The organism is Vreelandella subterranea (genome assembly GCF_900111305.1).
Lineage (GTDB): Bacteria > Pseudomonadota > Gammaproteobacteria > Pseudomonadales > Halomonadaceae > Vreelandella > Vreelandella subterranea.
In genome coordinates this window covers 1-1,573 of record NZ_FOGS01000025.1, presented here as the reverse complement: position 1 = coordinate 1,573, position 1,573 = coordinate 1, and the positions used below count along the sequence as shown (strand labels likewise).

Genomic DNA, 1,573 nt, shown 5'->3' with positions numbered 1-1,573 from the left:
AGTGCCGTCCATGTCATACCTACTGCTGTTGGGGAGGTCATATTCTGGCCCAGCTCAGGGGGCGAATTCCACACCCAACGTCGAAGAGCCTTTTTCTATGTCGATATCATCATCCAGAGTCCCCACTCGAAGCCTTAGAACCTCCGGCATTGATAAACGTTTACTGTAAATTGGCGAGCCGCAGTTCTCACAAAAATACCGGCGGGCATCTTCTGACGAAGCATAACTGCTTAGGCTATTTTCCCCTTCCAACAGCTTGAAATCAGACGTATTAACCGCAGCGTTCAGGGCGAAGGCTGAACCATTCGATTTGCGACATATTTTACAATGGCAGAACATGGCGTTACCAAGTTCGCTGTTGATTTCGTAGCGGACAGCACTGCACAAGCAACTTCCTTTAATAGTCATCACATTCACCACTTGAACTATAGGTGTTAGAGGAGTCGAGTCCCAAGAGGAACGTCTTTATCCGGCACACACAAGGCAACGTCTCCATCTTCATTATGAAACCCCGTTACCAGGCATTCGGACATCAGCGGACCGATCTGCTTGTTTGGGAAATTCACGACAGCAACTACAAGTTTTCCTACAAGCCCTTCAGTATTATAAAGGCCGGTTATTTGAGCACTGGATTTCTTGATACCTAGCTCATCACCAAAGTCCACATGCAAGATATAGGCAGGCTTTCGAGCATCCTTAAATATTTCTGCCGTGACAATGCGTCCAACCCGCAGCTGAATTTTTAGAAAGTCATCAAACGATATCTCTTCCATGAATTACCTCTAGAACATGGCTAACGCCGAAGCGCACCGGTGACTTTGACGTAGCGAAGCGGAGACAAAGGCATCCGAGTGACACGCCTAGTTAGCTGCTTCCGAGCATGTACGCACGAAGCTGCCGTTCTTCTCGCATGACATAGATGACGAGAACCCGCTTCTCATCCTCACGATAGAAAATGCGGCACGGTGGAACCACTACCTCCCTGTATACCGAATTGGGGAGTTCATGAGGAACCCGTCCGGATTGAGGAAAATTTTCCAAACGCTCGGTCTTATCGAAAACTTCCTGGACCAGCTCGCTTGCGGCAGCAGGATTGTCCAGAGCAATGTACTCAGCGATAGCATCCAGTTCCTGAAGGGCGGGCTCCGTCCAAACTACTTCAGCCATTTACTCATTTTCTCCCTGGCCTCACTTTGGCTGTACGTTCTTCCCTCAAGTACAGCACGCTCTCCCCGCGAGAGCCCCTCAAGCAGCTCAAGCCGGCGCTGCATAAACTCGTAATCCTGTACGTCAACAAGGTATGCAGATGGCTGACCATGCTCGGTAATCAGTACCGGTTCTTTCGACAAGTGCAGATCTGCCAAAATCTTTGTGGCTTGACGTTTGAGATTCGTAACAAGCTCAACTTTCATGGCCTCACCCTGATACAAATAGATAGTGACACTATAGTATCACTTTGCGGGTAAGGCAATCACAGCTAACGAGGCTGTAGAAAAACCCGATTTCGAGCACTTCTATCGCCTGGCGTCCTAATTTTTTGGCTCAACCAGCCACCTGGCTGAGTCATACTAAT

General features: G+C 48.8%; 4 protein-coding genes. All 4 read right to left on the bottom strand.

Translation table 11 applies throughout. The features are described from left to right. Positions 1-54 precede the first annotated feature (54 nt). A complete protein-coding gene (locus BMX75_RS17915; protein ID WP_092831079.1) occupies positions 55-408 on the bottom strand; it encodes a GFA family protein in 354 nt (117 codons plus the stop codon). Positions 409-434: 26 nt separating this feature from the next. Continuing rightward, positions 435-773, bottom strand: a complete 339-nt coding sequence (locus tag BMX75_RS17910; RefSeq protein ID WP_092831077.1) for a tRNA-binding protein — start codon at positions 771-773, stop codon at positions 435-437. A gap of 91 nt (positions 774-864) precedes the next feature. Beyond that, complete coding sequence (locus BMX75_RS17905; protein WP_092831075.1) at positions 865-1,167, bottom strand: type II toxin-antitoxin system RelE/ParE family toxin; 303 nt, start codon at positions 1,165-1,167, stop codon at positions 865-867. Then, positions 1,155-1,412, bottom strand: coding sequence for a type II toxin-antitoxin system Phd/YefM family antitoxin (locus BMX75_RS17900; RefSeq protein WP_022990189.1), 258 nt, complete (start codon positions 1,410-1,412; stop codon positions 1,155-1,157). Before BMX75_RS17900 ends, BMX75_RS17905 begins: the two co-directional genes overlap by 13 nt. Positions 1,413-1,573: the final 161 nt, after the last annotated feature.

What these genes read in the sequence shown, in the direction of transcription:
- BMX75_RS17915 (WP_092831079.1), bottom strand. Translation starts at nt 408, where the DNA reads ATGACTATTAAAGGAAGTTGCTTGTGCAGTGCTGTCCGCTACGAAATC.
- BMX75_RS17910 (WP_092831077.1), bottom strand. Translation starts at nt 773, where the DNA reads ATGGAAGAGATATCGTTTGATGACTTTCTAAAAATTCAGCTGCGGGTT.
- BMX75_RS17905 (WP_092831075.1), bottom strand. Translation starts at nt 1,167, where the DNA reads ATGGCTGAAGTAGTTTGGACGGAGCCCGCCCTTCAGGAACTGGATGCT.
- BMX75_RS17900 (WP_022990189.1), bottom strand. Translation starts at nt 1,412, where the DNA reads ATGAAAGTTGAGCTTGTTACGAATCTCAAACGTCAAGCCACAAAGATT.